The sequence below is a fragment of the Microlunatus phosphovorus NM-1 genome, from assembly GCF_000270245.1.
Taxonomy (GTDB): domain Bacteria; phylum Actinomycetota; class Actinomycetes; order Propionibacteriales; family Propionibacteriaceae; genus Microlunatus; species Microlunatus phosphovorus.
The window spans coordinates 2663496-2687941 of record NC_015635.1 but is presented as its reverse complement, the minus strand read 5'-3'; the positions used below and the strand labels follow the sequence as shown (position 1 = coordinate 2687941).

18 protein-coding genes and 1 pseudogene are annotated in these 24446 nt (G+C 67.1%); 12 read left to right on the top strand and 7 right to left on the bottom strand.

Features of this window, described 5'->3' with window-relative positions; all coding sequences use genetic code 11:
- The first annotated feature begins 134 nt into the window (after window positions 1-134).
- The 3 genes and pseudogenes from MLP_RS12155 to MLP_RS12145 form a co-directional block, all read left to right on the top strand.
- Window positions 135-386 carry a type II toxin-antitoxin system Phd/YefM family antitoxin gene (locus MLP_RS12155; RefSeq protein WP_013863390.1) on the top strand — a complete coding sequence of 84 codons (252 nt, stop codon included), beginning with the start codon at window positions 135-137 and terminating at the stop codon, window positions 384-386.
- On the top strand, window positions 383-643 hold the full coding sequence (locus MLP_RS12150) for a Txe/YoeB family addiction module toxin (RefSeq protein WP_013863389.1): 261 nt from the start codon (window positions 383-385) through the stop codon (window positions 641-643). The genes MLP_RS12155 and MLP_RS12150 overlap by 4 nt, the downstream gene beginning before the upstream one ends.
- Before the next feature lie 411 nt (window positions 644-1054).
- A pseudogene (locus MLP_RS12145) lies at window positions 1055-1714 on the top strand (NADPH-dependent F420 reductase); the annotation flags it as partial.
- Window positions 1715-2343: 629 nt separating this feature from the next.
- Here MLP_RS12145 and MLP_RS12140 read toward each other — a convergent pair.
- Together MLP_RS12140 and MLP_RS12130 are read right to left on the bottom strand one after the other, a co-directional pair.
- Complete coding sequence (locus tag MLP_RS12140; protein ID WP_049804533.1) at window positions 2344-3036, bottom strand: MFS transporter; 693 nt, start codon at window positions 3034-3036, stop codon at window positions 2344-2346.
- A 592-nt stretch (window positions 3037-3628) separates the two neighbouring features.
- Window positions 3629-4177 carry a TetR/AcrR family transcriptional regulator gene (locus MLP_RS12130; RefSeq protein ID WP_041792151.1) on the bottom strand — a complete coding sequence of 183 codons (549 nt, stop codon included), beginning with the start codon at window positions 4175-4177 and terminating at the stop codon, window positions 3629-3631.
- Window positions 4178-4248: 71 nt separating this feature from the next.
- On the opposite strand from MLP_RS12130, the gene MLP_RS12125 reads away from it, so the two are divergent.
- Window positions 4249-5193, top strand: coding sequence for a ketopantoate reductase family protein (locus MLP_RS12125; protein WP_231851457.1), 945 nt, complete (start codon window positions 4249-4251; stop codon window positions 5191-5193).
- Between the two features lie 79 nt (window positions 5194-5272).
- Here the strand turns inward: MLP_RS12125 and MLP_RS12120 are convergent, their stop codons facing one another.
- Complete coding sequence (locus tag MLP_RS12120) at window positions 5273-5575, bottom strand: helix-turn-helix domain-containing protein (protein WP_013863383.1); 303 nt, start codon at window positions 5573-5575, stop codon at window positions 5273-5275.
- A gap of 207 nt (window positions 5576-5782) precedes the next feature.
- Between MLP_RS12120 and MLP_RS26315 the strand changes: the two genes are divergently transcribed.
- The 3 genes from MLP_RS26315 (at window position 5783) to MLP_RS12105 (ending at window position 12169) form a co-directional block, all read left to right on the top strand.
- A complete protein-coding gene (locus MLP_RS26315) occupies window positions 5783-7174 on the top strand; it encodes an RCC1 domain-containing protein (protein ID WP_013863382.1) in 1392 nt (463 codons plus the stop codon).
- Entirely contained in the window at window positions 7171-10854 is a 3684-nt protein-coding gene (locus MLP_RS12110; RefSeq protein WP_013863381.1) for a hypothetical protein, read from the top strand. Before MLP_RS26315 ends, MLP_RS12110 begins: the two co-directional genes overlap by 4 nt.
- Before the next feature lie 79 nt (window positions 10855-10933).
- Window positions 10934-12169, top strand: a complete 1236-nt coding sequence (locus MLP_RS12105; protein ID WP_013863380.1) for an alpha/beta hydrolase family protein — start codon at window positions 10934-10936, stop codon at window positions 12167-12169.
- Here the strand turns inward: MLP_RS12105 and MLP_RS12100 are convergent.
- Window positions 12123-14825, bottom strand: coding sequence for an AAA family ATPase (locus tag MLP_RS12100; RefSeq protein ID WP_013863379.1), 2703 nt, complete (start codon window positions 14823-14825; stop codon window positions 12123-12125). The genes MLP_RS12105 and MLP_RS12100 overlap by 47 nt on opposite strands.
- Window positions 14826-15071: 246 nt before the next feature.
- Here MLP_RS12100 and MLP_RS12095 point away from each other — a divergent pair, with 246 nt between their 5' ends.
- The gene (locus tag MLP_RS12095) at window positions 15072-15878 is read left to right on the top strand and encodes a hypothetical protein (RefSeq protein ID WP_013863378.1); all 807 of its coding nucleotides are present in this window, start codon (window positions 15072-15074) and stop codon (window positions 15876-15878) included.
- An 831-nt stretch (window positions 15879-16709) separates the two neighbouring features.
- On the opposite strand, the gene surE is transcribed toward MLP_RS12095, so the two are convergent.
- Entirely contained in the window at window positions 16710-17834 is a 1125-nt protein-coding gene (gene surE, locus MLP_RS28310) for a 5'/3'-nucleotidase SurE (RefSeq protein WP_013863376.1), read from the bottom strand.
- A gap of 195 nt (window positions 17835-18029) precedes the next feature.
- Between surE and MLP_RS28305 the strand changes: the two genes are divergently transcribed.
- The gene (locus MLP_RS28305) at window positions 18030-19094 is read left to right on the top strand and encodes a hypothetical protein (protein WP_013863375.1); all 1065 of its coding nucleotides are present in this window, start codon (window positions 18030-18032) and stop codon (window positions 19092-19094) included.
- Between the two features lie 60 nt (window positions 19095-19154).
- On the opposite strand, the gene MLP_RS12080 is transcribed toward MLP_RS28305, so the two are convergent.
- Together MLP_RS12080 and MLP_RS12075 are read right to left on the bottom strand one after the other, a co-directional pair.
- Entirely contained in the window at window positions 19155-19652 is a 498-nt protein-coding gene (locus MLP_RS12080) for a winged helix-turn-helix transcriptional regulator (protein ID WP_013863374.1), read from the bottom strand.
- Window positions 19653-19706: 54 nt separating this feature from the next.
- Window positions 19707-21011, bottom strand: a complete 1305-nt coding sequence (locus MLP_RS12075; protein WP_013863373.1) for an MFS transporter — start codon at window positions 21009-21011, stop codon at window positions 19707-19709.
- 233 nt (window positions 21012-21244) lie between these two features.
- On the opposite strand from MLP_RS12075, the gene MLP_RS12070 reads away from it, so the two are divergent.
- From MLP_RS12070 to MLP_RS12060, 3 genes are read left to right on the top strand one after another with little or no spacing between them, the layout of a single operon-like run.
- Window positions 21245-22840 (top strand): cation:proton antiporter domain-containing protein, encoded by a 1596-nt coding sequence (locus tag MLP_RS12070; RefSeq protein WP_013863372.1) that lies wholly within the window; start codon window positions 21245-21247, stop codon window positions 22838-22840.
- Window positions 22837-23469, top strand: coding sequence for a bifunctional 4-hydroxy-2-oxoglutarate aldolase/2-dehydro-3-deoxy-phosphogluconate aldolase (locus tag MLP_RS12065; RefSeq protein WP_013863371.1), 633 nt, complete (start codon window positions 22837-22839; stop codon window positions 23467-23469). Before MLP_RS12070 ends, MLP_RS12065 begins: the two co-directional genes overlap by 4 nt.
- The gene (locus MLP_RS12060) at window positions 23466-24434 is read left to right on the top strand and encodes a sugar kinase (protein WP_013863370.1); all 969 of its coding nucleotides are present in this window, start codon (window positions 23466-23468) and stop codon (window positions 24432-24434) included. Before MLP_RS12065 ends, MLP_RS12060 begins: the two co-directional genes overlap by 4 nt.
- Window positions 24435-24446: the final 12 nt, after the last annotated feature.

Here is a 24446-nt window from a genome sequence, read left to right as displayed (position 1 = left end):
CTTGGCGCTGCAGGCCGCCGAGGTCGCGAACGTTGGCGAGTCCCTCAATGACAAGCGGAGGCAGCACGCGACGAGTCTCACATCACTTGCTCAGCGATCCACCATGACGTACAGTTTTCTGTACGGAGGTGGTCATGAAGACTATGAGCTACACGGAGTCTCGCGCAAAGTACGCCGAGGTGCTCGACGCGGTCGTCAACGACCGCGAGGAGGTCGTCATCACACGGGCCGGGCACGAGCCTGCGGTCATCGTGTCACTGGACGACTATGAGTCCCTCAAGGAAACGGCGTACCTGCTGCGCAGCCCAGCCAACGCGCGACGCCTGCTCGCATCCATCGACGAGCTCGAGTCTGGGAAAGGTGTGGAGCGGGAGCTGATGGAGTGAAGGTCGTCTTCAGCACTCGGGGCTGGGACGATTATCTGTGGTGGCAGCGGCAGGACCGCAAGCTCCTCAACCGGATCAACCAGCTGATCCGGGACGTCATGCGAAACGGCAATGAGGGCATCGGCAAGCCAGAGCCGCTGAAGCACGGTTTTCAGGGCTATTGGTCTCGCCGGATCAACGACGAGCACCGTCTGGTCTACAAGGTTGTCGATGACGAGGTGCGGGTCGCGGCGTGCCGCTACCACTACGAGAGATAGCCACCTCATGAAAGTGATATATCAGCCCGACCCGGGCCTGACCGGTCCTCCTGTCGATCCCGGACTGGAAAGCGGCGCTGGCGTCGTGTGTTGAGTCCCTGAGACCTGGTGGCCGCCTGGTGTTTTCAGTTCATCACCCCGCGTTCGAAGAGCTCCTGCCGACCCGGAGCTCTCTCGGCCACTACCGGACAGAACAGTATTTCGATATACATCAATGAGGTCATCGCCTTGGGATGTCGCATTGCCGAGGTGTGCGAGCCACGTCTCGACGCAGTGGTTGCGCACGAGAGCACGATTCAGGGCATCGAGGCGCACACACGACTTCCGAACTTCGTCATCGTCGCGGCGGTGAAGGACTGAGGCGATGCGTTCAGCGTCCGAACCAAGGCGACGGCGGAATATCGGCGCCGCCGGGACGTTGCGGCCAGTATGACGACACTCGGCATCATCGGAGCAGGCAATATCGGTCGACAGGTTGCCCGGGCGGCTGTCGGACTCGGATACGACGTCGTGATTGCGAACTCGCGAAGACCAGAGACCCTGCGCGACTTGATCGGCGAGCTAGGCCCAAGAGCTCGCGCGGCCACGGCTTCAGAGGCAGCGGCCGCCGCGGACGTCGCCATCGTCGCGGTGCCGCTCCGCGCCTACCGCGACGTCCCGGTGGAGCCGTTGGCCGGCAAGATCGTGCTCGACGCCAACAACTACTACTGGGAGCGCGACGGTCACATCGAGGCCCTCGATCGTGGGGAGACCACGACCAGTGGTTTGCTGCAGCAGCACCTGCCGACCTCGAAGGTCGCGAAGGCGTTCAACCACATCATGGCCAAGGACATCACCAGCGATGGGTACCCGGCGGGCGATCCACGGCGGCGAGCCCTGGCCACCGCCAGCGACGATTCGGGCGCGACAGCCTTCGTCACCGACTTCTACGATCAGCTGGGTTTCGACACCGTGAACATTGGGCCGCTTGCCGAGTCCTGGCGGGTGGAACGTGATCGTCCTGCCTATGTCGTTCGACAAACCGCTGACGAGCTGCGCGAAAACCTGACGAGGGCCCAGCGCACACTCTGACGCTCGTCCAACGCTGGAGAATGCAGGCGCGCCTCCACTACAGCTCTTGTCCGATAAGCAACATTATGTCAAGTAGTGTGTGTTGCACCGCTTCCCCTGCCTCCTGATGCGGGGCTCGGTTTGTCCTGTCTCAGCTGGGTCGTCGCAGGCTCACTGAACCTGACGCATTCGCGGATCTGTCTCATCGCTGGCGCGCGAGTCTGGTAACAGTCGACCAGGCTGATGGCTGGTCTCAGCGCTTCGAGTCGCTCCCTCCGGTCCGCGTCCCTCGGGCGTTCAAGGGCCAGCGCAACTTCGCCGGCTCCTAGTCGTCGTCGACGAGATCCATAACCTCAACCTCGCCATGGCGAGGCGGTCCTTCCAGCGCCAGCGGTAAGACCTCGGACAACCGACCTCCTACGAACGTCGCTCTCTTGCCGAATCGACCGCATCTTCAGGATCGGCTCTTGGGTCCTCGAATCGACGAACGCCCTTAACGGCGAATGGAAGGATCGTGGTCACAACCAGTCCGATCCCCGATGCAACGAGCACCGGCTCGAGTCCGAATCTTCTGACGGCGAAGGGCGTTGCTGCTAGGCCGACTGGGTCAAGCCCGAGTTGACCGAGGTAGTCGAGTGAAGCGACGCGAGCTAGCGCTTCGCTCGGGATCGCTGCGCGATGATGACAAGAACCCAGCGGTGCTGCCAGACGACTCGGAGGCCGGCCAGCGTCTCATCCATAAACGATGCTGACGGCCTGGACCGGGTATCGGAGCCCAGGTTGCGGGAGACGACAAGCAGCGTCACGACACTCACGGCGAACGTGGCGAGATCGATCGCGAAGGCCCACTCGACGCTCAGAGCTGTCACAACCACACCGCCGATGGCCGGACCAACAATGCCGGCGGTGCGTGAGCTGGTGGTGATCAACGCGTTCGCGGACTGGATGACTTCGTTTGGCACCAACGCCGGGATGAGTGCGCGTTGCGCCGGTGCGAACAGGGCCTGACCGCCACCCATCAGCACCCCGCAGAGGACTAACAGACCTAGGTGTGCCTGGATCGGGAGGAGCATGAATCCGGCGACGGCGACAAGTCGGATGAGGTCCGCGGCGGCCATGACGTTCGACCGCTTGAAGCGGTCGGCGACGACCCCGCCGGCCAGCACGGAGACCGCAAAGGCGAGACTCTGCGCACCGAGCACCAGTCCTAGATCGGCAGGATTGTCGCGTCGTTGGAGGATGAGAATGCTCAGCGTCGCAAAGAAGATGCCGTCACCGACTGCACTGAGCGTTTGACCGATCCAGTACCACTTGAACAAGCCGTGGCGTAGAGGCTGGAGCATCAGCGGACTTCTCCGAGCGGCATCGGCGGTTCCCCGCCGCATGGTCTTCCCAGGAGAGAAGTAGGGCCCTGCTCTTCAAGGTGCCCGGACATGGTGAGCGACGCTAGCGACGACTCGCGCAGGCGGTCAACAGATATTGGCGGCGCTCGGGGATCGCTCAACGCGCTACGCACGATGACCCGCTACGGGGCTGGCACCACCAGATCCATGAAGTGGTCGTGGGCCGTGAGTTTCGTCGTTGGACAACGCCTCGACGCGGACGAGGTCGATATACCAGCCGCCAGCGAGCGCACCCGTGAACGAGACGGGTCGAGTGAGTTGGACGCCTTCGTCAACCAGCAGATAGCAGCGATCATGGTCAGGGCGACCCGGACCCGCCACTGCTGCAGCAGCTGCACGTCGTAGGTCACGGCGTCAGAGCCAGAGCGCACGCCTGAACACCAGTGCCCGCTGCGATGCAACACCTGCACGGCCTGAAGCAACACTCCTGAAGTATGTCGTAGGCCGGTCGTCAAGCTGACGATGCCAGAAGCACACGAGTCGCGCTTGGATCGGTGTTCCTGGACGCGCAGGCCGAGCCCGCTCTCCCCCGTCAGCGTCTCTCCAGACCTCGAATGATCAGGTCCGCGACTGCGCGTGATTCCGACGCCCACCCGGGACGGTCGGTGGCAGATCCGATGCCGTGTAGCGCGATCATCACAGCACCTGGGGCGACGTCGTCACGGATGGCGCCGTCAGCGGCCGCGCGGGTCATCAAGTCGGCGACCGTACGCTCGAGCTCACTGCCGCCCTCGGCTTGGGTCGCGGGGTCAACAACGGCGGCCAGGGTGCGCGCGAGCGCTGCGTGCTCGACCATGTAGTCCACGAACCCCCGTAGGAACGCGTTGAGGCTTTCGCCAGGTGGTCGCGTCGAGTCGAGGGCTTGCCCGCAGAGGGCGGCCACCTCGCCCTGGTAGACCGCCGCCGCCAACGCCTCCCTGGTGGGGAAATGCCGGTAGAGAGTCCCCACCCCTACCCCAGCCCGCGCCGCGAAGTCGTCAAATCGCAGCTGCTCATCGTGCTCGAACACCGCACGAGCAGCCGCGATGATCGCGTCCCGATTGCGGCGAGCATCGGCTCGCAATGCCTTCTCCTCGGTCATCAGCACCCCTCTTGACAATCGGAGACTATCTCCATATCGTCAGTAAGTGGAGATAGTCTCCAGACTGTCGGATGGGTGCGACAGTGCGGATTCTCATGTTCGGTCGCGGCGTCATTGCGACGATCTATGGCCAGGCCTTCCAGGAAGCTGGGCACGATGTCGAGTTCTTGGTCCGCCCGGGCCGCGCCGCCGAGTACGGCGAGAGCGTGCAGACAGACCTTATCGACACGCGTCGCGCCCTACGAGGCCAACGAACTGCCAGCACGTTCAAGACGCGCCTGCGAGAGTCCGTCGAGCTGGAAAACGAGTTCGACCTGGTCGTGCTCAGCGTTGGGCATCATCAGCTGAGGGAGGCAGCGGCCTACCTGGCCCCGCGAGTCGGCGCGGCCACCGTGCTGGTTTTCGGCAACGTCTGGGACGAACCCCTCGCCGCGGTCGCCCCGATCCCTGCCAACCAGGTGATATTCGGTTTCCCGCAGGCCGGCGGAGGCTTCACAGACGATGGCGTCCTCCACGGTGGCCTACTCCGATCGGTCATCCTCGGCACCACAGGGGCGTCACCCAGTCGACGGGAGCTGACGGTGCGAGCGGCTTTCCAGCAAGCAGGTCTGCGCATCAAGGAGGAGGCCGACATGCGCGGCTGGCTGTGGCTGCACTTCGCTTCGGACGCCGGCATGTTCTCTCAGGCGCTGAAGAGCGGAGGGCTGGCAAACATGATCGGAGATCGCCGGGCGCTCCGAGAGGCATTCCTGACAAGCCGCGAGTTGCTACCGGTCCTCAAGGAACGGGGCGTCGATCTGCGTCGGCACCCCGAGGCGATGCTCCCCTATCGGCTACCTCGCTTGACCGGCACTGCGTTCGCGTTGGCCACCCTTGTGCTTCCCATCGCACGGGCAAGCCTCGCGGCACACACCGACCCGAACGTGGCAGAACCCCGCGCGGTCTTGGATGACGCCCTGCGCACGTCCCGCCAGCTCAACATCGCGACTCCGCGCCTCGAGCAATCCGTCCGATAGCGTGGCCTCTGGTCAATGACAGGTTGTCTGAGACCGGACACCAAGCTGGTGCCAGTGGTCTCGATCTGGCCAGCTTGTCTCAGGCGGCGATGTTGATGCCGAGGGTCCCACCGAGGGCGCGGGCGATGCGGGCGAGCATGACACCGCCGGGCGCCTGGGCCCCATTCTCGATCGCGGAGATGACAGCTTGGCGGGTACCGGCCCGCCGAGCCAGCTCGGTCTGGGAAAGCCCGGCCGTAGTGCGGGCGTGGTACACCAGCTCGGCAAGCTGCAAGCGGGCTTCAGCGTCGACGGTCGCGGCGTCGTACTCGGCGCGCTCGGTGTGAGTCATGGTTGCCAGGGATTCTTCTCTGACCTGCTCCCATGGAGTCGTGGTGCTCATCGCTTCCCATCCTTCTTCTTTCACCGGCGTCGACGCGGCGCACGATATCCCGCTCATGCTCGGTCAACGGCTCGAGTCGAAGGTAGGCGATCCCCAGCAAACCTGGTCATTCTGACCAGGGTCCTTTCTCGACAGCTGTTCCAGGCTGAAGCTGACCGCGCGGAGTCTTCGGCGGTCGGATCTGGCGGGACGAGGACTGGAGCGGAGATGTCGAAAGAGAAGCAGGCAACGTACGCGTACGTCTGGGGCTACAACAACACCGGAGAGCTCGGTGTCAACCACGCGGCCAGGGTCTACTCCCCTCGGCCGGCTCGTTTGCCGGCCGGCATCGTGGATCTGCAGGGTGGGGCGAACTTCACTATTGCGCTGACCGAGTCGGGTCGGGTGTTGACCTGGGGCAGCAACGAGCATGGCCAGCTGGGTGACGGCAGCCGTCGCCCACGACGTACCCCTCAACAGGTGAGGCTGCCGGAGGGTCATCGGGCTGCCGCCATCGCCGCCGGCACCGACCACGTCGTGGTCGTCACAACCCGTGGGCACCTGATCACCTGGGGTCGCAACCACCGTGGTCAGCTCGGCACCGGCGACCGGGACGACCGACTATCGCCGAAGGTGGTGCGGGCCGAGACCGTGAGGAAGGTGGCCGCCGGCGACGGGATCTCCGCCGCGATCACCCCAGGTGGCCGACTGCTGACCTGGGGTCGCAACGGCCAGGGCCAGCTCGCCCAGAAGGGCTCGGTACCTGTTGGGCGCGACGTGCTGAAGCCGATCCACGCCCGCCAGGTGAGCGAACCGGTATCGGCGGTCGACGCAGGGCTGCGGCACCTCGTGGTGCTGACCTCGGACGGTGACGTGCTGATGTTCGGTGTCGACGTCGCCGGTCTGCCGCTCGGCAAGAAGATGGCGCTCCCGGCCCGTTGGGGGCAGGTCCGCACGATCGTCGCCGGCGAGGACCACACGCTTGCCCTGACCCGTCGCGGAGTGATCCTGGGTTGGGGCGCCAACGATCTAGGCCAGCTCGCCACTGGCGACAGCGCGCACCAGCTGAGCCCGGTGGTGGTGAAGCTGTCGGGCGTACGAGGCCAGGTGACACAGATCCGCGCAGGTCACCGCCACGGACTCGCGCTGACCGACAAGCACGAGGTGTACGCGTGGGGCGACGGGTCGTTCGGCGCGATCGGCACCGGTGGTCAGAAGCCGGAGGCCACCAGCGTGCTCACTCCGCAGCGCGTCTCGCTGCCCGGTGTCGTCGCCACGGGTCTGGGCGGTGGCGGCTACGGGTCGGTGGTGTTCGTCCGCCGCGGCCCAGGCGTTCGCCTCGAGCTCGACCCACCCACCGCGACCAGCCGGCCCGGCCGCAGTGTCCGATACACCATCCGGACGGTCGACGCGTTCGGCACAGATCTCGGTCCGGCCCCCGCCGGCGTGGCCGTGGTGGTCCGGGGCGGGACCGCCTCCCACACCTCCCCTCGTGCCACCACGGTGACCGCGCCCGAGGTGGGCACCTATTCCGTCGTCGCTCGCGCCGGTCACCTGATCGGTCGGGCCACCCTCAGTCTCTCGAAAGGACCCCAACTCTCGAAAGGACCGCAGCGATGAGCGCAGAACTCGTACCCGCCGAAGACCCTGCTGCCGCAGCAGAATCTGCGTTTCGGCGCCCCGGAGCCTTTGGGCGGCGGGCCCTGCTGGCCGGGCTGCTCGGTCTGGGGGTCGGCACCTACCTCGATACCTCGCCGTTGACCTCCTGGACGGCGTATGCCGCCAAACCCACCGCCAAACCCAAACGTGCCGCTGCCGACACCCCGCCTACTCAGCCGGGCCCGTACGCGATCACCGCGACGAGCGAGCTGTCCGACGACGTGTTCGCCACCGATGACGTGCTGATCGGGGTCGACGACGAGGTGCTGCCGTTCTTCAACCCCTTCAGCAAGACGGTCGAAGCGCTGGTGCTGTCCGGCGGCAGCCTGCACCACCTGCACCGGGACCCGACCCAGGCCACCGGTTGGGCCTATGCCGACTTCGACCTGCAGCAGACTCTGACCTCGGTCACCTCCGTGGCGGTCGCCGCGGACGGCGCCAACGTGTACGCACTGCTGTGGGGTGATCCCGACCCGGAGGACAACTGGTCCGAATCCCCGTACTGGTTGACCTGGCTGGACGACGCGACCAGCTGGGACGAGGGCTTCATCGCGCCCCTCGACGACGACACGTACCCGCCGAGTCCCGGGCCGATGAAGGGCGGCGTCTCCCGCGAAGGCGTGCCGTACTTCTACAGCACCGCCGTCGCCGGAACCACCACCAGCCTGGTCGCCTGGATCACCACCGGTGACCCGTCCGAGCCGATCGTGGCGCAGGACCTGGCCGACCTCGACACGACGAGCTCACCGGTGCAGGACTACCTGATCCTGTACGACACAAATGCCAGCGACACAGTCGGCTATGCCCTGGTGCTGCAGGCCGACGGGACGCTGTCGGTCTACCAGCAGCAGGGCGAGACCTTTCCGGCGGTGCCGATGACCACCGCGGGCGCGGCCGGGGTCACCGAGCTGATGTGGGCGTGGACGACACCGACCAGCACCACCGGTCTGCCGGGCTACGCCTTCCAGGGCAACGTCCCGACCGTCGGCGAGGGAGCGTTCTTCTGCGACGAGCAGGGCAACTTCACCCGGGTCGCCGACGCGCCTGAGGCCGGGGCCAGCACCGTGGCGGTCTGGCTGCAGAACGACCAGTACACCGTGAACCTGCTCGACAGCAACGGCGTCCTGCAGACCATCCAGCAGACCGCGCCCGGGGCCTTCGCCGACCCACTGCCGATCGCCAACGGCATCCCCGGCAGCGCCAAGCCCGGGCTGATCGCGGTCTACGGAGTGCCGACCGACCCCACCCAGGCCACCCTGTTCGGCGTCGGCGCCGACGAGACCCTCAGTGTGCTGAGCCTCGACGCCGGCGGCTGGACCCAGACCCAGGTGCGGCAGAACGACGTCGTCGCCTCGGCGATCACCGCCTATCGGGTGACCATCAACGTCCAGGACAGCAACGGGATGGCAGTCCAGTACGGGCAGGCCCAGCTCACCACCGACCGTCCGGTCGGGCTGTGGCAAGACATCGGCAGCACCATCGCGATGCCGGGGACCCCGGTCACCCTGACCGGTGACCTGAGCGGCCAGATCATCGTCAGCGTGCCGGCCGAGGAGATGGACACCGCCGCCTTGACCGCGCAGGCGCTGGACGGCAACGGTCAGCCCAGTGGGTCGGTGCTGAACGTGATCGGCGACTACGACGTACGCAACTTCCTGGCCGGCAGCGCGGCCTTGAACGATCTCGGCACCATGGACGCCACCACGCTGACCGGTGCGACCAACTCCGACGGCAGCAAGCTGCTTCCCGGGCTGGATCCGAGCACCGCGGGTTCGCTGGTCACCGGGCTAGGTGCCGCGGTCACGGCCGGCAACGGAGCCCCGCCGGCAGCCGGAGCGATCAAGGCCTACAAGCTCGAACGACGCGGCAAGAAGCTGACGGCCTCGACCTCCCGCGACGCGACCGCGTACGGCTCGACGGTGGTGGCCGGTTCCCTCGGCAGCTTCTTCCGCTCCATCGGCCACGCCCTGCGGCATGCCTTGGCCAAGGTCACCTCGGCGGTCGTCCGATGGGCCGACGACCTGAAGCAGTGGGTCGTGGATCTGGCCACCGATGTCGCCGACCTGGCCACGTATGCGATCAACGACATGCGCGACGCGTTCCACGTGATCGGCGGCTGGTTCACCACCTTAGGCGCCGACATCGTCAAGGCGGTGAACTGGCTCAAGCGGGAGATCCTCGGGATGCTGACCGGGGTCGGGAAGAACGCCACCACCATCGGCAATCTCCTCGGCGACGGTCCCGACCAGCTGATCGGCATCGTGAACGGGATCGAGAAGCAGGTCGACGGCTGGTTCGCCACCCAGGAAGCCGCGGTCACCGGCTGGATCACCGAACTCGCCGACGCGGTGGAGGACGCCACCTTCGGCTCCTCCCAGCCGCTGTCCACACCACCATCGGACACCGGCAGCGCGAGCGCGATGAACGACCTGGGCAAGACCGTCGGCTGGATGTCCAAGGTGGTCAACGACTGTCCCGGCAAGTGGCTGTACGACAAGCTGATGCAGCACCTGCCGCAGGATCCTGGCCCGAACCTCAGCGGTGACTTCGACGCCGTGCTGCAAGACCTGACCAACGCGTTCACCGACAGTGTCGACCTGGCGTACGACATCGCCAACACCATCTGGACCTCGCTGAAGGACTTGAACAGTCGCGGCGCACTCACCGAGGCCAAGGTGTCGGACTGGTTCAGCGACATCAACGCCGCTGCGGTGAAGGCACTGCAGCTGTGCGACGCGATCGCCGACACCGTGCTGGACTTCGTCAAGGCCGTGCTGAACATTCTCGACCGCTATCTGAAGTACCAGTGGTCACTGACCTCGATCAGCCCGATCCTCAAGCTCATCCTCGACGAGCTCGGCTTCGACCCGACCATCAGCCTCAACCGGCTGGTCAGCCTGGTCGCGGCGTTCCCGCTTACCCTGGTGCGGACCTTGACCGGGCTGAACCCGGTGTTCTCCCCCGACAGCGAGACCGCGACTGCCACCTCCGACAGCGGCGACAAGTTCTGCTACACCACCGGGGCCATCGCCCAGTTCATCTGGACGGTCGCCGACGTCGGCGGCGACTTCGAGCTGGTCGCGGCGAAGAAGGACGGCCCGCGGGGGCAACAGCCCGGGATCATCGACTACTTCGACATCATCTGCCCGATCCTGGAGACGCTGCTGCTGATCCCGGGCCGCGACGACAACCTGGTCTGGAACGGGTTTCCCACCGACACCAATCTGCCCGGGCTGCTGCCCGGGGCGATCTTCAGCTCGGTCGTCACCCCGTTGTTCAAGATCGCCGCCAAGGCCAAGGCCGCCGCACCGACCCCGGACCCGAACGTCATCCAGTACTACAACGAGGCACCCGCCTCACCCGATCCGCTCTCGCAGTACTACGGGCCGATCGTGAGCATGCTCGCCGCCGGTGCCAACGGCGTGCTCGGTGGCATGTACAGCTACAAGAACGCCAGCTCCACCGGCGGCGAGGTGGAGGCGATCCTCGGCACGGTGTTCGGCAACGCGTCCAACCTCGCTTCGCCGCTGACCACCTGGTGGCTCAACGAGAGCACCGAAGACGTCCCGCTGCTGGTCAAGATCGTCATCGACGGTGTCGCGGGCTTCGGTGCCGGAGCGATCTATGCGGCCAGTGCCTGATGCACCGACCGACCAGCAGTGCCAGGCATACCACGAAGAGAAGAAGCCAACGAAGAGAAAGAAGCCAGGGAGCGACACGATGATCATCACCGCAACCCACGGAAACCACCTGCTCGAGAAGGGGTTCTTCGCCGACGAGAATCTGGACTTCGCCACCCGCGGAGTGCTCGGTCGCGCCGTCCACGGTGCCAGCGAGATCGGTGAGGTGCTGGCCACCATCGGCCGGATCCGACACAGCTCGGACTGGGCGCCCCAATGGGCGCTGACGGCGCAGACCGTTCGGCGCGAAGCAGACAGCGCGAAGGCCGGCGGCCATCTCGTCAGTGCACGTTCCGGCTATCTGCGGGCCGCGACCTACTGGGCGTGCGTCGTCGACGGGCTGTCCACCACCAACGCAGAGCCCGAGCTCCTTGCCGCCTTCCGTTCCCATCGGGATGCCTGGGATGCCTTCATCGACTGCTCGCGGGGAGCGCATCTCCGCCTCGACATCCCGTACGAGGACGGCTGTCTGCCGGGCTACCTGCTCCGTCCCGACGCGAGCGGCGACCGCCGCCCGACCTTGATCATCACCAACGGGAGCGACGGCTCCATCAGTGATCTGTGGACACCGACCGCCGGTGCCTTGGACCGTGGCTGGAACGTCCTCGTCTACGACGGTCCGGGGCAGCAGTCGATGCTGTTCGAACAGCTCACCCACTTCCGACCCGACTGGGAGGCCGTCCTCACGCCGGTGGTCGACGCTCTCATCGCGCGCGACGATGTCGACCCGACGCGTCTCACCGGGTTCGGCGTCAGCCAGGCGGGCTACTGGCTGCCCCGCGCGCTGGCCTTCGAGCACCGGCTGGTCGGCGCCGTCGTCGACCCGGGTGTGGTGGACGTGTCCGCCAGCTGGACCCGGCCGCTCAGCGGCGGGATGGTGCGGATGCTCCGGGAGGGAAACCGGGACAAGTTCGACCGGGACATGCGACTGGCGACGAAGATCCCGAGCCTGGGACGTACGCTGGCCTGGCGCAGTCGTCCGTATCAGCACACCGACTGGTACGACCTCTACCGCACCGTCATGGAATACCGCCTCGATGCCGAGCTCGCCGCGCAGATCCGGACGCCGCTGCTGATCACCGCCCCCGATCACGAGCGTTTCTGGCCCGGTCAGTCACAGCAGCTCGCCCAGCTGGTCGCCCATGCCGAGACGATCTCGTTCCATGCCTCCGAGGGCGCTGATCATCACTGCCAGCCGCTCGGTCGCCTGCTCACCGAGAATCGGGTCTTCAACTGGCTCGAAGAGCTGCTGGATGAGCCAGCACGTACGCCGTGAGGTCGTGGCGGGACCGCACCCCGAACTTCGCGTACAGGTTGGAGAGGTGGTAGGCGACCGCGCTCCTGGTGACGAACAGCTGACCCGCGATCTGCTGATAGCTCAGTCCCTTGGTGAGCAGCGCCAAAACGTCACGTTCGCGGTCGGTCAGCGTCGGGAGGTACGCCGAGGTCTGGGTCGGCAGCGAGGTCTCCCCCGGGCCCGGTGCTGCCACCAACGGAGCGAGGCGCTCTTCGTACGGTGATGCCCCGAGTGCGCAGTAGATCTCCAGTGCCCGCTGGCGGGCCTGCTGCGCCTCGGACCTCCTCGACGGGGGCAGCGCCTCAGCCAGGTCGGCCCAGCTGTGAGCTCGGTAGAGCGGGAGCTCCTGGTGGTCGTCGGCGGCCGCGGTTTGCAGCAGCTCGACAGCCTGCGCTTCCTGGGCTTCCAGCGCCAGCAGTCCGCGGAGCCATCCGATCAGCGCCCGGTGGGAGCGGGATGGCTGGTACGCGTCTTCCATCAGGTCTGCGCAGTGCCGGGCGAGCACCGGGCGGCCCGACCAGTGGGCGAGCAGACCGGCGTGCAGCAAGATCGAGCCATCGGCACCGGACATGACCTCCACCAGCTGGGCCAGGTCGTGGTAGTCGGCCGCCAGTGCCGCGACCTCCCCCGGTGGTCGACCAGCCGCGTGGACGCGAGCGACGCGCGCGACCATCAGCTGCAGGCGTCCCTCCGGCCAGGGTGCTCGTCGCACCGCCGCGATCGCCTTGCTCAGCTGCGCGTCTGCGTCGTCGAACCGACCCCAGACCGAGCTCAGCAGCGCGCCACCGATGTCGGGACTCCAGTGCCGCAAGGGACTGGTGCTGGTCGAGAGTCCTTGGGCGACGTTCGCCAAGCCCCAGTCCCCGGTGTACCAGCGCGCCAGGACGAGCTGAGACTGCAGCGGTGAGCTGTCCCGCTGACCGATCGACCGGTCGATCATCGCCTCGAAGTCGCGGGCGGCCTCGCGCACCTGCAGCGAGTGCAACCGGTAGACAGCACGCCACCCGAGCAGCCCCAGCATCTGGTCGGGGACGTCCATCGGGTTGTCGGGGAGCTGGGCCAGAGCCGTCGGGATGGCCGCGCTGTCCCCGTGCAGTCGTGCGGCCACGAAGCCCCGGGTCGGCGACGCCATCGGGGCGAGAGCCGGGTCGCTCACCCCGGTCTGGTCGACCGCGTCGAGTGCCTCAGTCACCCGCGCCGTACTCTGACCACCCACCAGCCGGGTGTACGCGGTCAGCAGGTGGATGCGGTAGCGGGTGATGGGTGTCGCCTGCTGAAGGGCATCGGCGGCAAGCTGGTTCAGCCGCTGCGTCGCGGCGCCGATCTGATCGCCCCGGACCAGGTGCAGGGCGGCCACGCTGGTGGCAGCAGCATCCTGGCCGACGACCTCGGCGGCCACCCGGTCGGCCCCGCCGGCTTGCGTTGCCAGCACATCGCACCACTGGCTCTCCAAGTCCAAGGCTTGCCGTTCGGCGGGGTCCGGCGTCAGGTCTCGGGCCACCCGAAAGTAGTGCGCGGACTGGCGATAGGCCCATTGCTCGTACAGCGCCGCAGCGTGTCGCGATGCCTCCTGCGCGAGCGCGTCGTCGTAGCTCTCGGCCGCGGCCACCCGATGGTCGAGGGCATCGACACCGGTGAAGACCCCGGCCGCCCGACGATGGAGCTCGCGGCGACTTGGCAACGACATCAGCTGGCGTACGGCGGCGCCGACGAGGGCATGTGCGGGACGCACCGACAGCTGCCCGGTCAGCCGTACGTGGACGAGATCGGCATCGACGAGCTCTTGGACCGCTTCGAAGGGAGCCTGCTGCTCCGCGACCTCGGCGACGTCGGAGACGGCCGACCAGCCTGCACCCAGCACCACCGTCGCCCCGAGGACGTCGCCGGCACGCGTCGAGAGCCTGGCGAGTTTGCGTTCCACGGCGGTGGTGAACGCCCGCGGGGCCGGCAGCTCACCGCGCAGACCGTCGAGCTCATCGCTGTCGAACTCGGTGAGCAGCGACGAAAGATAGAGCGGATTCCCGCCGGTGTGCCGCCACAGCTCCAGTGCCGCACCAGCGGCGAGGTCAGGATGAGCTGAGCCGATCAGCTGGATCGCGTCCTCGGCCGCAAGCCCGTCGAGCCGTAGACTGATCTGCCGGGAACGCGGACGTACCAGATCCTCGATGTCCGGCGAGCCCGGCAGCGCGGGCGTCCGCCGACCTAGTGCCAGCAGCAGCGGTGTGCCGACCAGCCGCCGGAGCAACGACCGCAGTGCCTCGACCGACTCCGGGTCGGCCCACTGCACGTCGTCCAGTCGCCAGAGCACCGGACCATCGGTCCCGAGCCAGTCGAGAGCAGCCGCCAGTTCACTGGTGGCTCGTGCCGCGGCGTCCTCGCCGAGCATCCCGTCGGTGAGCTCGATGCCCCAGTCTCGGAGCACCCCGTACGGGATCGGCACCGCGTTGCTCTCAATGCCGTCCGAGGTCGCGACCACGAAACCGACGGCCCGGTCGACGAGCTCATCCAGCAGACTCGACTTCCCCGTGCCGGCCGCACCCTCCAGGAGAAGAATCGTCGGCACTCCACCTCGCGCGGCGTCGAGAGCAGCATCGACCGCGGTCAGCTGATCAGCGGTCCAGTACAGCAACGACATGCTCCCCCACTCTCGACCACGGCGACGCCCATTCTCGACCATGGCGACGCGCGACGGATTGCCGGAAAGCCTCCCGTCGCACTCCGGCTGAGACGCGACACGCCGAGACCTGCCGATTGAGAGTCAAATTCCCATCACGAACAAATGGCTCAGTCGGCTCGCCAGCCCGCCCCAACCAACGTTGTGTGGGCGACCAAGACAACTGCCTCTGCACGCCGTCGGTGCTCGAGCCGTCAGACTGCGAGTGTGCTTCTGGCGTTGAAGTTGCTGCTCGCTCCGACATTGGTCGTCCTGTCTTCGCTGGCTACCCGCCGGTGGGGTCCGCGGCTCGGCGGGATCCTCGTCACCATTCCGATCGTTGCGGGACCGATCCTGCTGATCATCTGCCTGGAGCATGGCCCGGCATTCGCTGCGCAAGCGGCTGCAGCGTCGACGCTCGCCAACGTCGCTCTGGCGGTGTTCGCGCTCGCGCTCATCATGACGGTGGATCGCGTGCCGTGGTGGGTGGCGATGATGATCGCCTGGGCACTGGTGCTGCTCACCGACCTCGGCCTTGCAGCTGTTACGGTGCCGGCCTGGCTGGCGCTGCTTGTGGCGGTTCTTGCGCTGCACGGTGTGCAATACGTGCTGCGTCGGCAGCCAGATGACCTTCTCACCGCGACCCGCCTGCCGTGGTGGGATCTGCCCGCGCGGGCTATGGCGACAGCTGCCCTCGTGCTCACGGTCACCTGGTCGGCCGAGGTGGCAGGTCCGAACCTGTCAGGAGTGCTGGCCCCGTTCCCCATCGCGCTGAGTGTGGTCTGCGCCTTCGCTGCGGCGCAGCACGGCAGAACCGGGGTGATCGGGCTACTTCGCGGGATCGTGCCCGGCTTGGACGGTTTTGCGCTGTTCTGTTTCGTCTTGGCCGTCACCCTCAACCGGTTGCCGGTATGGATGGCGTTCACCTTGGCCACGATCTTGAGCCTCGCCTGGGCGCTAGCGCTGATCCGGTGGGGCGAGCGAAAAGGCGGTGGTACCGGCCACGCCCCGAGAACCGTGCACTACGAAGCATGAGCCGCACTGATGCATGGGCCTTGTCCGACGACACTGGCATGGGAGGTACGAGCTTCACCGCGCTGAAACGACCACTACTCGCCACTCAATGGCGGGAGCCCCCTTGCCGAGTGGCGAGTTCGGGATGCTTCGCCGCGTAAACCATCCGGTCGTCGCCCGGATGCCGGGATCTCATCTTCCACGCGGGTCCGTTCGACGCCGCCGGGCCACAGACAACCGAAGCTGAGCGGAACGGCAGTACGACTGGCGCCCCTGGGATGCCACAGATGGACGGTGATCAGCCGGACGGCCCGTACGTCTGGCGCCCCGGACCAGAGACCATCGGCACGGAGGCGTGCCCGGAGTGCGGTTCGCGCCCCCGGGCCACACACGACCGCAGATCAGCCAGCAGGCCCGTACGTCTCGCGCCCGCGGGCCAAAGACGACCGCAACTCGAGCGGAGCAGCGGTACGTCCTGCGCCCGCGGGCCAAAGACGATCGGCACGGAGGCGTGCCCGGAGTGCGGTTCGCGCCCCCGGGCCACACACGACCGCAGATCAGCCAGCAGGCCCGTACGTCTCGCGCCCGCGGGCCAAAGACGACCGCAACTCGAGCGGAGCAGCGGTACGTCCTGCGCCCGCGGGCCAAAGACGATCGGCACGGAGGCGTGCCCGGAGTGCGGTTCGCGCCCCCGGGCCACACACGACCGCAGATCAGCCAGCAGGCCCGTACGTCTCGCGCCCGCGGGCCAAAGACGACCGCAACTCGAGCGGAGCAGCGGGGTACGTCCTGCGCCCGCGGGCCAAAGACGACCCACGACGGGGCCCGCGTCCGATGCGGAGCCGGGTGAGGTCAGCGCATCAACTGCCCGCTCTTGACCAGCGCGCGCAGCCGGTGGTCCTCGCCGGTCTGCAGGGTGCGGTCCCGGGTGAGCGCGGTGAGCGTGATCTTGCCCGCGAACAGGGCGGTGCTGTCGGCGTCCCGGCGCGGCTCGTCGATGCAGTGCTCCGCGGGGCAGACCGCCCAGCCGATGGTGAAGGTCCGCGAGCCTGACGCCGTCGGGCTATAGGCGTGCACGCCGAAAGTCCCCAGACCAACCCGCGTCCAGACCGGCTTGCCAGGCCGTTGGCCGTTGGTGACATCGGGGTAGTTGACGTTGAGCACGTAGGCGTCGGTGAGCAGCCGCTTGGCGCGCAGTTGAGCGATCAGCCGAGCGCCGAAGTCGGCGGCCGCGACATAGGTCGGGCGCGTCACCGTGTCCGAGACCGGCTCGACATGACCCGAGAAGGCGATGGCCGGGACTTCATTGTCGATCCCGGCGATCGCCGAGCCGACGGTGCCGGAGTCATTGATCGACGCACTCACGTTCGGGCCGGAGTTGATGCCGGTCACCACCAGATCGGGGGCCTTCTTCCAGCCGACCAGCGCCTTCAACCCACCGTGCAGGGCGAATTTGACGGTGTCGGCCGGGGTAGCGCTGAGCGAGTCCGGCGTACAACCCGTGTCTCGGCACAACCCGAACACGGCTCCACCCGAGGGCGCCGAGGCGCAGTCGTCCTCATACCCAGCGGGCAGTGCGGTGCGCTGCTCGGCAGTGAACTGGCCGCTGTTGGTGACTGCGCCACCCGCACCGCTCATGTATCCCCAGGGAGCGATCACGACGACGTCCGCCCCGGCCGCGCACAGCGACTTGCGCATGTCGTAGAGGCCGATACCGTCCTTGCCGTTCGCGCGGGCGGCTTGCATGGAGTCGTCGTTCGACATCAGGATCCGCAGCCCTGCCAGCGGCTTCTTCGCCGGCTTCTGCGGGTGATGCTTGGCGACCGCGGTGGCGCCCAGTGTGGCAGCCGCAGCGTCAGAGCCGCCCTGGGCCGCGACCGGTTCGGCGGCCTGGGCACCGAACTGGCCACCGACGGACGTCGCTATCGCGGCCACCGCCACGGCGGCGAGCAGGCCGATTCCGTGCTTCCTTCTCATGGATGGTCCTTCCTTGCTGCCGCCCGGTCCGTCGCCATCGACGGAAGGTGCCTGGCCCCAGCAGCGCTCAGGCTGCCCATGAGGACACCGGATGGCAAGACCGAAGTCGGTTATCTGGGACGCCGGACGCAATAAGCCACGCCCCGCTGCTCGAAACGGCGTACCGTGCGTGTCACGGACCAGAGAGGCCAGGGAATGGACACGTCGGACTGGACGAGCTGGGCGCTGCACGATCCGCAGCTGGGGTTGCCGGTGCTCGGTCTCAGGCATCCGCCGGGCTGGACGGCGCAGGGCAACGTGACGTGGGTGCCGCAGCACAACGAGTCGCCGGAACACCACTGGTTCCAGGTGACCGATCCCGATCAAGTCGCGATGGTGCAGGGCTGGCCACGGTTCGACTTCACTTGGCCGGGCGGCGCGCCAGGTCAGCCGAACGGGCACGGCCGCACCTATCTGCCGCCGGACTCCCCCGACCGCCTGCTCGGTGCCGTGCTGCCGCAGCTGTTGGGGCCCGAGGCCGGACAGCCGACCCGGTTCGAGATCTATCCGTTGCCCGACTGGGCGCAGCGCTTGCACGTGGGGCCGGAGTCGATCACGCCCGGCGTGAGCTACACCGGACTGTACGCCGTGGCGGACGCTCCAACGAGGGGCACACCACGGCGGCTGGAGATTCTCGGCTTCCACTACACGGTGAGCAACCAGGCGGTGTTCTCGACCATCACCAACCACGGCCTGCTGGTCATGGTGCTCAGCGCGACCATGCAGCGGTATGACGAGTTGCGGGCCACCCTCTACGCGATCATGGACGGCACTCTGCCAAACCCAGCCTGGAACGCGGCGATCAATCAGGTCGGCCAGACGAACGCGGCGCAGTTCGCAGCGCAACAGGCAAGCATGCGTTGGGCGGCGTTCCAGGCCGAGCAGGCAGGTATCGCTGCGGTGGGCCAGGCGGCCGCCGATCTGCGCCACACCCAGGCGGGCAACGCGCAAGCGGCCTTCAACGCCATGATGGCGCCGCCGCCGGCTGCGACCGGCCATGCCGGGGTGTCGGCGCAAGAGGCCTGGCGCCACGAGTTGGGTGCGGTGACCGCGGTGGAAGACCCGAACAGCCGCGAGGGCAACACCAGGTACGTATCGTCGAGCACGGCTGTGACCTGGCAGAACGAACTCGGAGAGGTGATCGAGACCGACGACGTGAACCTCGACCCGAACATCAACTCCGGCACCACCTGGAAAGTCGTACGCCGCTACGGGGAGTGAGCACCGATCGGGGTCAGCCCCGCGCCGGCCAACCTAGGCGCCTGATCAGCTCCTGATTCCTCACTCCCCCGCCCCCGCGCCGACGAGCTCGAGATCCTGTGGTTCTCGCCAGGACTTACGCCAGGTGGTGGTGTCGATGGTGAGTCGTTCGCCGCAGTGGCTGCAATAGTCGGTGGTCGTCGTCTGCTGACCGCACGATCGGTGGATGATGTCCATCCGCACGCCGGGATCTGGGTGCGGCCGATGCCGTTCGCCCCACTGGGCCAAGGCGATCACGACAGGGAAGGTGTCAGCCCCGGCCTCGGTGAGGACATACTCCTGACGGGTGCGACCGCTGTCCTGGTAGGGCACACGGCGCAACAGCCCAGCATCGACCAGGTTGTTGAGGCGTTTGCTGAGCACGTTGTCGGCGATGCCGAGCTGATCACGGAACTGCTCGAAACGTCGTACGCCGGACAGCGCCTGCCGGAGAACGAGCATCGTCCAGGGGTCGCCCAGGATCTCCAACGAGCGCGCTATCGGGCAGTTCTCAGCGGACCAGTCCGAACGCAGCGGCATCTGCCCATTCCCCTCTCTCCTTGCCCGACTCGCTGGGCGCTGGGCTGCCACAGTTCACGGAGTCAGATCCGCAGCCGATTCCGCGGCCAACTGCTTGTCCCGGGCCACGTCGGCGGGGTCGGGCGGCTGCTCGGGCAGCCGGCGCAACGCGATCGACAGCAGCGCCGCGATCAGGCAGAGTGCAGCACCCCCGAACCAGGCGTACGTATAACTGCCGAAGGTGTCGCGCACCACCCCGGCAGCGAGCGCGGCTCCCGCGGCGCCGAGCTGGTGGGAGGCGAATACCCAGCCGAACACGATGGTGCCCTCGCTGCCGAAGATCCGCCGGCACAGCGCGGCGGTCGGCGGCACTGTCGCCACCCAGTCCAGGCCGTAGACGACGATGAACAACACCATCGACGGATGCACGGTTTCGGCCAGCAGCCAGGGCAACAGCAGCAGCCCGACACCACGGAAGGCGTAGTAGGCCAGCAGCAGGATCCGCGGATCGATCCGGTCGGTCAGCCAGCCTGACGCGACGGTGCCGACGATGTCGAAGACTCCGACGACCATCAACAGCCCGGCGGCGGTGGTGGTGGCCATGCCGTGATCATGGGCGGAGGGAATGAAGTGGATGCCGATCAGGCCGTTCGTCGTCGCACCACAGATCGCGAACGCACCGGCGAGCGCCCAGAACGCCTTGGTACGTACCGCTCTCCCCAGTGCGCCGACCGCCAGCGCCGCAGCGTTGCCGGTAGCCGGCACGGCAGGGATCACCCGATCTCCGCCGTACGGGGCGAGACCGAGGTCGGCGGGCCGATCCCGCAACAGAGCCACCGCGAGCGGAATCGCGACCAAGGCGGCGGCGGTGATCACCAGTGAGGCCACGACCCAGCTGATGGTTTCGGCCAGGTAGGCAACCAGAGGCAGGAAGACCAGCTGTCCAGCGGCGCCGCCCGCGGTGAGGATGCCCATCACCAAGCCACGGCGTTTCACGAACCAGGCGTTCGCGATCGTGGCAGCGAAGACGAGTGCCATCGAGCCGGTGCCCAGACCGATCAACACGCCCCAGGTGAACACCAACTGCCAGGCGGCGGTCGCCAGCACCGACAAGCCTGCGCCGGCCGCGATCAGCAGCAACCCGGCCGCCACGACCCGGCGCAACCCGAATCGCTCCATCAGGGCGGCCGCGAATGGTGCAGTCAACCCGTACAGCACCAGATTCACGCTCACCGCCGCGGACATGGTGACGATCGACCAGCCCGCATCCTCGTGGAGCGGCACCATCAGCGGCCCCGGCGCGGCCCGGAACGCCGCTGCCGCGACCAACGTCGCGAACGCGGCACCGGCCACCACCCACGCATAGTGCACCCGCGCCATCTCAGCCTCCTTCAGGAGCGACGATGCTAACTTTCTGAAGAAAGTCAATAGTGGTGCGGTGCTGGGTCTGGCCCGCGAGAAGGAGGTTCAGCACCTGATCCGTGCCGGATTCGGTGCCCAACCTCCTTCTCGACAAGTCGTTTGCCCGTACGAAGGTCCTTACCCGTTCACCAGGGTGACGATGGTGATGGGATCGTTACTCTCGGTAAAGAACCATCTGACAGTCTCGTCCCGTGACCGTCATCGCAACGTACCTCGTCGTGACGCTCGTGCTCGGACTGCTCGCGGTTGTGGTGCGGCTGCCACCGCTGGTCGGCTTCCTGGCAGCTGGCTTCGTGCTCAACTGGATGCACGTCGAGCATCTCCCCGAGATCGAGGTGATCGCCGACCTCGGCGTGACCATTCTGCTGTTCGGCATCGGCCTGAAACTCGATCTGCGCACGCTGATCCGGCGCGAGGTCTGGCTGACCGCGTCGTTACACCTCCTGCTCAGTGTCGTGCTCGGCACCGCGTTGCTCTGGCTGGCGGCACTGGTCGGCATGCCGATGCTGGCCAGCCAGGATCTGCGTACGTTCGTGCTGTTGGCTTTCGCTTTGTCGTTCTCCAGCACCGTGTTCGTGATCAAGGTGCTGGAGGAACGGGGTGAGACGCACTCGCTCTACGGACGCGTCGCGATCGGCATCCTGGTCATCCAGGACATCGTCGCGGTGGTCTTCCTCACTGCGACCAGCGGCCACCTGCCCAGTCCGTGGGCCGGGATCCTGGTGCTGCTCTGGCCGTTGTCGCGGGTGCTGCGGAAGATCTGGGGACGATTCGGCCACGGCGAGATGCAGTCGCTGTTCGGCATCGTGATGGCGCTGGTGCCCGGCTACGCGCTGTTCACGGCGGTTGGCATGAAGGGCGATCTCGGTGCACTGATCATGGGCATCCTGCTCGCCTCGCACCCGTCCTCCTCCGAGCTGGCGCGCTCGCTGTTCCACCTCAAGGAACTGCTGCTCGTCGGCTTCTTCGTTTCGATCGGTCTGACCGGCCTGCCTGATCTGCCGATCCTGGCCATCGCGATCTTCATGGTCGTGGTGCTGCTCCCACTGAAGGCCGTCGGCTATGTGGCGCTGCTGTGGCTGATGCGGCTGCGCGGCCGAACTGCTCTGCTCGGCGGTCTGAGTCTGACCAACTTCTCCGAGTTCGGACTGATCGTGGTTTCGGTCGGGGTCGGCGCCGGCATGCTCGAACAGACCTGGCTGGTGGAGATCTCGATAGCGGTGGCGATCAGCTTCGTCTTCGCGGCCCTGCTCAATGGCCGCGGTCACATGATGGTGGAACGGTTCGCCGCGCGGTTCCCGCGCCGCGACCCGGAGAAGCTGCATCCCGAGGAGCGGCCGGCGGATGCCGGTGACGCCGAGGTCGTCGTCATCGGCATCGGACGAGTCGGCATTGCTGCGTACGATCGGCTGCGGGATGACTACGGCCTGCGCGTGGTCGGCGTCGACTACGACGGGCCGCGCGTCCAGCAGCAGCTGAAGGAAGGCCGTCACGTGGTCGAGGGTGACGCCACCGACCTCGACTTCTGGAAGCGGCTGACCCGCAGCGACTCGGTGAAGACGGCGATCCTGGCGATGCCCGAGCACGGCGCCAACATCACCGCACAGCAGTGTCTGCAGGAGAGCGGCTTCACCGGAAAGGTAGCCACCGTCGCCCGTTACGACGACGAGGTGACGTGGGCCAAGGAGCACGGCATCCCGATCGCCTTCAATCTGTATGCAGGTGCCGGCTTGGAACTCGCCGATGCGGTGGCGCGTGCAGGTGGTTTGAAAGAGATTCGGCCATGACCAGGATCACCACGACCCCGACGGGAGTCGTGCCCGTCGTCGAGATCGATGACCCGGGAGACGCCGAGCCCCTTGTCACCGCCCTCCTGGCCGGCGGTGTGTCCACCGTCGAGATCACCTTGCGTACGGATGGCGCCTTGGGGGCGATCCGGCGGGTCGCTGCGACCCCGGGCGTCACCGTCGGCGCGGGCACCGTTCTCGAGCCTGACCAGGCCACCGCGGCAGCCGCCGCCGGAGCCCGGTTCATCGTCAGCCCCGGACTCGACGAAGCCGTCGTCGAGCGAGCTCGAGCAGTCGGGCTGCTCGCGGTCCCCGGCGTGGCCACCGCCTCGGAGCTGCAACTCGCGCGGAAGGTCGGACTGCGTCTGGTCAAGATCTTCCCTGCCAAGCAGCTCGGTGGTCCCGACTTCGTCGCCGCACTCAGCGCACCGTTTCCCGACATGCTGTTCATGCCCAGCGGCGGAGTCGACCCCGACAGCGCCGCGGCGTACGCCAAGGTCCGCGTCGTCGCCGCCCTGGGCAGCGGCTGGATCGCACCACGCAACCTCATCCGCGCTCACGAGTTCGACGAGATCACTCGGCGCTGCTCGATCATCCGGGATCTCTTCGAGGGCGGCGTTCGTCCATGATCGCCGGACAGCGCGAGTCCGTACGCCCGTTGGTCACCTTCGGCGAGACCATGGCGTTGTTCACCAGTCTCGAACCTGGTCCACTCAGCTACGCCTCCGGCGCCCGGATCGGCATCGGCGGTGCCGAGAGCAACGTGGCGATTGCCACCCGGCGGCTCGGCGTACCCGCATGCTGGATCGGCCGTCGCGGCGCCGACTCGCTCGGCGAACGCGTCGAACGGACCATCCGCGGCGAAGACGTCGCCGTTCACGCGATCGTCGATCCCGAGGCGCCGACCGGTCTGATGATCAAGGAACACCGAAGCGCGCTCGCGACCAACGTCTGGTATTACCGCAGCGGAAGCGCGGGCAGCCGGCTGTCCCCCGCCGATCTGCCGACCGAGGTGATCCAACAGGCCGGCGTGCTGCACATCACCGGGATCACCCCGCTGCTGTCAGCGTCTGCGCGGGACGCCACCTGGCGCGCGGTCTCGATCGCCGAGGCTGCAGGCATACCGATCTCGTTCGACGTCAACTACCGGTCCCGGCTGGTCGGAAGCACCGACGTCACAGAGCTGTTCCACGCGCTCGCGGCGAGATCGACCATCGTCTTCGCCAGTGATGACGAGGCTCAGCTCATCCACCCAGGGATCGACGAACCGCTCGGTCTTGCCCGTGCCATCGCCGACGTGGGACCGACGCAGGTGGTCATCAAGCTCGGCGCCCGCGGTTGCGCGGCACTGGTCGATGGGGTTGAGTACGTCGTCCCTGCTGTCTCGGTGCCCGTGATGGACACCGTCGGGGCAGGCGATGCCTTCGTAGCCGGCTACCTCGCCCGGCTGCTCACCGACCAAGACGCTGAGTCCCGGCTGCACTGTGCCGTCCGGACCGGCGCCTTCGCCTGCATGACCGCCGGCGACTGGGAAGGCTCACCGACGACCGCCGAGCTCGAGCAACTGTCAGCCTCCGATCCCGTCGCCAGGTGATTCGGCGGATCC

Coding starts and splice junctions, on each gene's coding strand:
- MLP_RS26315 (WP_013863382.1), top strand. CDS start 5,783: ATGTCGAAAGAGAAGCAGGCAACGTACGCGTACGTCTGGGGCTACAAC.
- MLP_RS12105 (WP_013863380.1), top strand. CDS start 10,934: ATGATCATCACCGCAACCCACGGAAACCACCTGCTCGAGAAGGGGTTC.
- MLP_RS12130 (WP_041792151.1), bottom strand. CDS start 4,177: ATGACCGAGGAGAAGGCATTGCGAGCCGATGCTCGCCGCAATCGGGAC.
- MLP_RS12110 (WP_013863381.1), top strand. CDS start 7,171: ATGAGCGCAGAACTCGTACCCGCCGAAGACCCTGCTGCCGCAGCAGAA.
- MLP_RS12140 (WP_049804533.1), bottom strand. CDS start 3,036: ATGCTCCAGCCTCTACGCCACGGCTTGTTCAAGTGGTACTGGATCGGT.
- MLP_RS12075 (WP_013863373.1), bottom strand. CDS start 21,011: ATGGCGCGGGTGCACTATGCGTGGGTGGTGGCCGGTGCCGCGTTCGCG.
- MLP_RS12060 (WP_013863370.1), top strand. CDS start 23,466: ATGATCGCCGGACAGCGCGAGTCCGTACGCCCGTTGGTCACCTTCGGC.
- MLP_RS12065 (WP_013863371.1), top strand. CDS start 22,837: ATGACCAGGATCACCACGACCCCGACGGGAGTCGTGCCCGTCGTCGAG.
- MLP_RS28305 (WP_013863375.1), top strand. CDS start 18,030: ATGGACACGTCGGACTGGACGAGCTGGGCGCTGCACGATCCGCAGCTG.
- MLP_RS12080 (WP_013863374.1), bottom strand. CDS start 19,652: ATGCCGCTGCGTTCGGACTGGTCCGCTGAGAACTGCCCGATAGCGCGC.
- MLP_RS12100 (WP_013863379.1), bottom strand. CDS start 14,825: ATGTCGTTGCTGTACTGGACCGCTGATCAGCTGACCGCGGTCGATGCT.
- surE (WP_013863376.1), bottom strand. CDS start 17,834: ATGAGAAGGAAGCACGGAATCGGCCTGCTCGCCGCCGTGGCGGTGGCC.
- MLP_RS12125 (WP_231851457.1), top strand. CDS start 4,249: ATGGGTGCGACAGTGCGGATTCTCATGTTCGGTCGCGGCGTCATTGCG.
- MLP_RS12120 (WP_013863383.1), bottom strand. CDS start 5,575: ATGAGCACCACGACTCCATGGGAGCAGGTCAGAGAAGAATCCCTGGCA.
- MLP_RS12155 (WP_013863390.1), top strand. CDS start 135: ATGAAGACTATGAGCTACACGGAGTCTCGCGCAAAGTACGCCGAGGTG.